This is a genomic window from Actinophytocola sp., from assembly GCF_036555685.1.
Taxonomy (GTDB): domain Bacteria; phylum Actinomycetota; class Actinomycetes; order Mycobacteriales; family Pseudonocardiaceae; genus Actinophytocola.
Window position 1 is genome coordinate 24,021 of record NZ_DATBKY010000288.1, and the last position, 6,726, is coordinate 30,746.

The 6,726-nt window shown below is 72.0% G+C and carries 5 protein-coding genes; 1 reads left to right on the top strand and 4 read right to left on the bottom strand.

Annotated features, from left to right (window positions below; translation table 11 throughout):
* The first annotated feature begins 140 nt into the window (after positions 1-140).
* Entirely contained in the window at positions 141-3,464 is a 3,324-nt protein-coding gene (locus VH969_RS29295; RefSeq protein WP_331980093.1) for an error-prone DNA polymerase, read from the top strand.
* Between the two features lie 113 nt (positions 3,465-3,577).
* Here VH969_RS29295 and VH969_RS29300 read toward each other — a convergent pair whose 3' ends face one another.
* The 4 genes from VH969_RS29300 to VH969_RS29315 form a co-directional block, all read right to left on the bottom strand.
* Positions 3,578-4,273 (bottom strand): carboxymuconolactone decarboxylase family protein, encoded by a 696-nt coding sequence (locus VH969_RS29300; protein WP_331980095.1) that lies wholly within the window; start codon positions 4,271-4,273, stop codon positions 3,578-3,580.
* A 48-nt stretch (positions 4,274-4,321) separates the two neighbouring features.
* Positions 4,322-4,588, bottom strand: a complete 267-nt coding sequence (locus VH969_RS29305; RefSeq protein ID WP_331980097.1) for a carboxymuconolactone decarboxylase family protein — start codon at positions 4,586-4,588, stop codon at positions 4,322-4,324.
* A 55-nt stretch (positions 4,589-4,643) separates the two neighbouring features.
* On the bottom strand, positions 4,644-5,729 hold the full coding sequence (locus tag VH969_RS29310) for an acetate/propionate family kinase (RefSeq protein WP_331980099.1): 1,086 nt from the start codon (positions 5,727-5,729) through the stop codon (positions 4,644-4,646).
* A partial coding sequence (locus tag VH969_RS29315; RefSeq protein ID WP_527249174.1) for a phosphoketolase family protein occupies positions 5,729-6,726 on the bottom strand: 998 nt, incomplete at its 5' end. The genes VH969_RS29315 and VH969_RS29310, both read right to left, overlap by 1 nt.

A 6,726-nucleotide genomic window follows, 5' to 3' on the forward strand; every position in this document is an offset into this window, starting at 1 on the left:
CGCAATTTCTCCTGAGCCGGTGCCAACGGCTTGTCACCGGCCGCACGGAGTTGACGGTGGCGGCGATCCATGCGCATACTCCGAACAGATGTTCGATCGCTGGCTTCCCCTCGGCGACAAGACCGAGGCGGGAGCAGCGGGTGGGGTTCAACAGCGGGGGCCGCTCCTGGTCAGAGCTCGAACGGGCGCTGTCCGGAAAGGTCGAGGCCCCGCCCGGGGACGGTGGGGACGGGCCGGCGTGGTCGCGGCACCGGGAGGGCTATGCGGGACCCCCACCGGATCTGGCGGAGCGCTACGACTGGGACGAGGTCTGCCTCGGCGTACCCCGCACTCCCTACGCCGAGCTGCACGTGCACTCGAACTTCAGCTTCCTCGACGGCGCGTCCCACCCGGAACAGCTCGTGGAGGAGGCGGTCCGCGCCCAGCTCGACGCGATCGCGCTGACCGACCACGACGGCATGTACGGCGTGGTCCGCTTCGCCGACGCCGCCCGCGAGTACGGCATGCGCACGGTCTACGGCGCCGAGCTCAGCCTCGGCCTGACCGCCCCGCAGAACGGGGTCGCCGACCCGGAGGGACAGCACCTGCTGGTGCTGGCTCGCCGGTTGGCGGGCTACCGGCGGTTGTGCCGGGTGATCTCCAACGCCCACCTGCGGGGCGCGGAGAAGGGCAAGCCGGTCTACGACCTCGACGAGATCGTCGGCGAGCTCGCCAGGCACAGCGTGGTGCTGACCGGCTGCCGCAAGGGCGCGGTTCGCCAAGCCCTCCTGAACCACGGGCCGGCGGCGGCCTGGGCGGAGGTGCGCCGGCTGGTCGGCTGGTTCGGGCGCCGGCACGTGATGGTGGAGCTGATCGACCACGGCTACCCGCTCGACACCACGCACAACGACCTGCTCGTCGAGATCGCCGCCGACCTGAAGGTCGGGGTGATCGCGTCGAACAACGTGCACTACGCCCAACCGCGGAACGGCCGCCTCGCCGCCGCGGTCGCCGCCGTGCGGGCCCGCCGGTCGCTCGAAGAGCTCGACGGCTGGCTGCCGCCGGCGCCGGCGGCGTTCGTGCGCACGGGCGCGGAGATGGGCCGCCGGTTCGCCCGCTACCCCGGTGTCGTCCAGCGGGCCGCGTTGCTGGGGCTGGAGTGCGCCTTCGACCTGAAGCTCGTCGCGCCGGACCTGCCACCGTTCCCGGTGCCCGAGGGGCACACGGAGATCACGTGGTTGCGGCACCTGGTCGGCGAGGGCGCCGCGCGCCGCTACGGCCCCCGCTCCGGCGCGCGGGAGGCGTACGCGCAGCTCGACCACGAGCTCGCGATCATCGAGGAGCTCAACTTCCCCGGCTACTTCCTGGTGGTGTGGGACATCGTGGAGTTCTGCCGCCGCCACGACATCCTCGCCCAGGGCCGCGGCTCCGCGGCGAACTCCGCGGTCTGCTACGCCCTCGGGATCACCAACGCCGACCCGGTCAAGTGGGGCCTGCTCTTCGAGCGGTTCCTGGCCCCGGAACGCGACGGGCCGCCCGACATCGACGTCGACATCGAGTCCGACCGCCGCGAGGAAGCCATCCAGTACGTCTACGCCAAGCACGGCCGCCACCACGCCGCCCAGGTGGCCAACGTGATCACCTACCGCGCGCGCTCCGCCGTGCGGGACATGGCCAAGGCGCTGGGCTACTCCACCGGTCAGCAGGACGCCTGGGCGAAACAGATCGACCGCTGGGGCCCGGTCGCCAAGGTCGCCGCCGACGAGGAGCATCCGATCCCCGACGACGTCCTCGCCCTCGCCCACCAGATCGGCGACGCACCCCGCCACCTCGGCATCCACTCCGGCGGCATGGTGATCTGCGACCGCCCGGTGTCCGAAGTGGTCCCGGTCGAGCACGCGCGGATGGCCGACCGCACGGTACTGCAGTGGGACAAGGACGACTGTGCCCAAATAGGACTGGTCAAGTTCGACCTGCTCGGCCTCGGCATGCTCTCCGCGATCCACTACGCCATCGACCTGGTCCGCGAGCACGAAGGCGTCGAGGTGGACATCGCGAAGTTCGACCTCGCCGACCCCAAGGTCTACGACATGCTCTGCGCGGCCGACGCGGTCGGAGTGTTCCAAGTGGAGAGTCGGGCACAGCTCGGCACTCTCCCCAGGCTCAAGCCGGAGAAGTTCTACGACCTGGTCGTCGAGGTGGCGCTGATCCGGCCGGGCCCGATTCAGGGCGGCTCGGTCCATCCGTACATCCGGCGCCGCAACGGGGAGAAGTGGGAGCACGCGCATCCGCTGCTGGCCGGGGCGCTGGACCGGACGCTCGGGGTGCCGCTGTTCCAGGAACAGGTCATGCAGATGGCCGTTGACGTCGCCGACTTCACCGCGGCCGAGGCCGACCAGCTGCGCCGCGCGATGGGGGCGAAGCGTTCGCGGGCCAAGATGGAGCGTCTGAAGGAGCGTTTCTACACCGGCGCCGCCGCCAACGGCATCACCGGCCAGCTCGCCGACCTGATCTTCACGCAGATCGAGGCGTTCTCCGGCTACGGCTTCCCCGAGGCCCACTCCATGAGCTTCGCCCTCATCGTCTACGCCAGCGCGCACCTGAAGCTCTACCATCCCGCCGCGTTCTGTGCCGGGCTGCTGCGCGCGCAGCCGATGGGCTTCTACGCACCCCAGTCGCTGGTCGCCGACGCCCGCCGCCACGGCGTCCTCACCCAGCACCCCGACATCAACACGAGCCTCGCCCACGCCACCCTCGAACCCGATGCCGGCAGCACGGGCGGGGTCGCCGTCCGCCTCGGCCTCGGCGACGTCCGCACCCTCGGCGACGACCCCGCCCAGGCGCTGATCGACGAACGCGAGGCGAACGGCCCGTACCGGGACATGGAAGACGTCGGCCGCCGCACGAACCTCACCGAGCCCCAGCTCGAAGCCCTCGCCACGAGTGGTGCCTTCGCGTCGTTCGGCCCCGACCGCCGCCAAGCCCTGTGGACCGCCGGCGCCGTCGCCCGCGACCGGCCCCACTACCTTCCCGGCACCGCCACCGCCGGCCAGGCTCCATCCCTGCCCGGCATGAGCGCGATCGAGCTGACCGTGGCCGACGTGTGGGCCACGGGCATCACCCCCGACCGCCACCCCGTCGAGTTCCTCCGCGACCACCTCGACAGGCTCGGCGCCGTCGCCACCGCCGCCGTCGCCGAGATCCCGGACGGCACGAGGATCCTCGTCGGCGGCGCCGTCACTCACCGCCAGAGACCCGCGACGGCCGGCGGCATCACGTTCCTCAACCTCGAGGACGAGACCGGCATGCTCAACATCGTCTGCTCCGCCGGCCTGTGGACCCGTTACCGCAAACCGGCCCGCGAAGCGACCGCCCTCCTCGTCCGCGGCACGCTCCAGAACATCGCGGGCACCTGCAGCCTCAACGCCGACCGGCTCGACCCCCTGACCCTCCACACCGCACACCGGTCCCGCGACTTCCGCTAGCCGGCCCGCCACCGCCACCGGTGGCCCCGCGGCGACCGGTGGCGGTGACCAGAACGGCGGAACCGGCACCTGACAAGGACAGCCACGCCGGCGCACCCGAGCGGGAGTGAACGTCAGCCGGGGCTGCAGGCGCGGCCCATGGCCAGCCGCGACTCCGCGTTCTGCAGTGCGACCGCCGCGACCGCGTGCAGGAGCGCCACCTCCGGGAAGCTCGCGTCGCGCAGCGCCTGCAGGTCGGCCGGCCCCATGCGCCAGGGAGTGCGGCTGAGCTTGCGGGCGAACGAGTCCAGTAGGACCTCGCCGCCGCCTCGGGGTTCCTCAGCCGCGAGCTCGTCGGCGCGCCGGCGGTCGCAGCACTCCTCGGCGGCCGCGCGGGCGAGCACCCGGCGCTGGCGGCGGCTGAGCGGCTCGTCCGAGTCGAAGACGTAGCCGCGCCAGCGTTCCCACGCGTCGCTGATCTCGGGGAAGGCGGGCAGCGTGCGGAACTCCGGGCCGAGGTCGGGCCAGCCGGCACGGTCGGGGCGCGGCGCCGGATCGCGGTCGCGCGCAGGCGTGAACGCCGGCAACGGCGAGACGTAGTCGAGCTCGATGCCGGAGGCGTCGGCGACACGGGTCAGGTAGTTGAACATCGCGACCACGGCCGTCGCCGACTCCACCTGGGCCGGCGCCAACCCGTGCGCGGCGAGCTCGGCACCGTCGCCGGCGGTGATGGTCCACGGCCGCTCGGTCAGCCGCGACGCGAACCGGGCGAGGGCGGCACCACGGGCGGGCAGCAGGTCGTCATGTCCTTTGAGGACAGTTGCCGGCAACTCGGCGTCGCCGCTCGCGACACGCAGAAACTCCGCGTGCGCCGACGTTCAATAGAAGCACTCGTTGGTCCGGGACGTGACGCTGGAGAGCAGCTCCCGATCCGCCCAGTCGAGCGCGGAACGGTGCAGCGCCCCGGAGATCGCGAACGCTCGCCGGATGAGCTCGGGATCGAGGCTGTGCGCGCGGATGATGCCGGGCGCGTCGCCGTGCGCCGGGACGTAGACCTCGGGCACCGGCCGGGCCGCCATCGCCGCATACGCCTCCGCGAGCGCCCCCTCGGCCTCCCGCCGCGAGACGGTCCCCAACCACGCCATGCGCCCGACCATACGGCACCACGATGGAGCGCTGCTCCATCCCGGCAGGAGGAGGTCAGTGCGGCGCGACGAGGTCGCGGGTCTGGCCGGCGATCTCGGCGTCCTCGCGGGCGGTGATCACCAGCGTGCTGACCGGGGCGCCGGCGGCGGTGATGTCGGCGTCGTCCGTGGCCGCGTCGTTCGCCTCCTCGTCGATGCGCACGCCGAGGAAGCCGAGCCCGGCGGCGGCCGCCGCTCGCACGGGTGGCTGGTGCTCGCCGACGCCGCCGGTGAACACGAGCACGTCCAGGCCGTCCATCGCCGCGGCCATGCCGGCGATCTCGCGGCGAAGGCGGTGGATGTAGACGTCGAACGCCTGCCGGGCAACGGGCCCGGCCGAGCCGGCGATGTCCCGCATGTCACCGTCGCCACCGGTCAGCCCGGCCAGGCCGGCGCGGTGTTCCAGCGTGTCCGCGAGCTCGTCGACGGCCAGGCCGGAGCGGCGCAGCAACCACAGCAGCAGGCCGGGATCCAGGCTCCCGGAACGGGTGGCCATCACCAGGCCGGCCAGCGGCGTGAAGCCCATCGTCGTGTCCAGCGACCGCCCGGCCGCGACCGCGGCGAGCGAGGCACCCGCGCCGAGATGGCAGCTCACCACCCGCGGATCCGCGCGGTCCAGCATCGACGCCGCGCGGCGCGCGGCGTAGGCGTGGGACAGGCCGTGGAACCCGTAGCGGCGCAGCCGCCACCGCTCGTTCCAGTCGCGGGGCAGGGCATAGGTGGCGGCCGCCGCGGGCAGGTCGTGGTGGAACGCGGTGTCGAAGCACGCGACGGCCGGCACGCCGGAAGCCACCTCGGCGAGGGCGTCGATGCCGGCCACGCCGCGCGGTTGGTGCAGCGGCGCCAGCTCCGCGAGTGCCGCGATCCGGTCGCGCACGTCGCGGTCGAGCAGGACGGGACCGGTGAACTCCGCGCCACCGTGGACGATGCGGTGCCCGACCGCGTCCACGCGGTCGAGACCGGTGACGAACTCGGCGAGCTGCCCGGTCTCGTGCCGGCCGCCCCATTTCCCGAGATCGAGCTTCGCGACGACCTCGTTCCCTGGGTCGAGCAGCCGGACCTTCAGGCTCGACGAGCCGGCGTTGACCACGAGGACGTGCATCAGAACGGCCAGGACCAGTCGCGAACCTCCGGCAGGTCCGCACCGTAGGTACGGGTCCACTGCCGGTGCCGGGTGCGCAGGTCCTGCATCCGCTGGCGCAGCAGTGCGGTCTCCGAACCCAGGTCGGGCACCCGGTCCAGCACGTCGATGACGAGCTGGAAGCGGTCCATGTCGTTCATCACGAGCATGTCGAACGGCGTGGTGGTAGTGCCTTCCTCCGTGTAGCCGCGCACGTGGATGTTGCGATGGTTGGTGCGCCGGTAGGTCAGCCGGTGGATCAGCCACGGGTAGCCGTGGTAGGCGAACACGACGGGCTTGTCCGCCGTGAACAGCGCGTCGAACTGCGCGTCCGAGAGCCCGTGCGGGTGCTCGGTCTCGGGCTGCAGGCGCATCAGGTCGACGACGTTGATCACCCGCACCTTGAGCTCGGGCAGGTGCTGGCGCAGCATCGCCGCGGCCGCGAGCGTCTCGAGCGTCGGGATGTCGCCGGCGCAGCCGAGCACGACGTCCGGCTCGTCCTCGAGCGTCTCCGTGCCGGCCCACTCCCAGATGCCCAGGCCGCGCGTGCAGTGGGCGATCGCCGCGTCCATGTCGAGGTAGTTCAGCGCCGGCTGCTTGCCCGCGACGATCACGTTGACGTACTGGCGCGAGCGCAGGCAGTGGTCGGCCACCGACAGCAGGCAGTAGGCGTCCGGCGGCAGGTAGACGCGCACGATCTCCGCCTTCTTGTTGACCACGTGGTCGATGAAGCCCGGGTCCTGATGGGAGAACCCGTTGTGGTCCTGGCGCCAGACGTGCGAGGTGAGCAGGTAGTTGAGCGACGCGATCGGCCGGCGCCACGGGATCCCGCGCGTGACCTTCAGCCACTTCGCGTGCTGGTTGAACATCGAGTCGACGATGTGGATGAACGCCTCGTAGCAGGAGAACAGCCCGTGGCGCCCGGTGAGCAGGTAGCCCTCCAGCCAGCCTTGGCAGAGGTGCTCGCTCAGCACCTCCA

Bases quoted from the DNA above. Each gene is read 5' to 3' on its own strand.
- VH969_RS29305 (WP_331980097.1), bottom strand. From the start codon at position 4,588: ATGGCGTGGTTGGGGACCGTCTCGCGGCGGGAGGCCGAGGGGGCGCTC.
- VH969_RS29310 (WP_331980099.1), bottom strand. From the start codon at position 5,729: ATGCACGTCCTCGTGGTCAACGCCGGCTCGTCGAGCCTGAAGGTCCGG.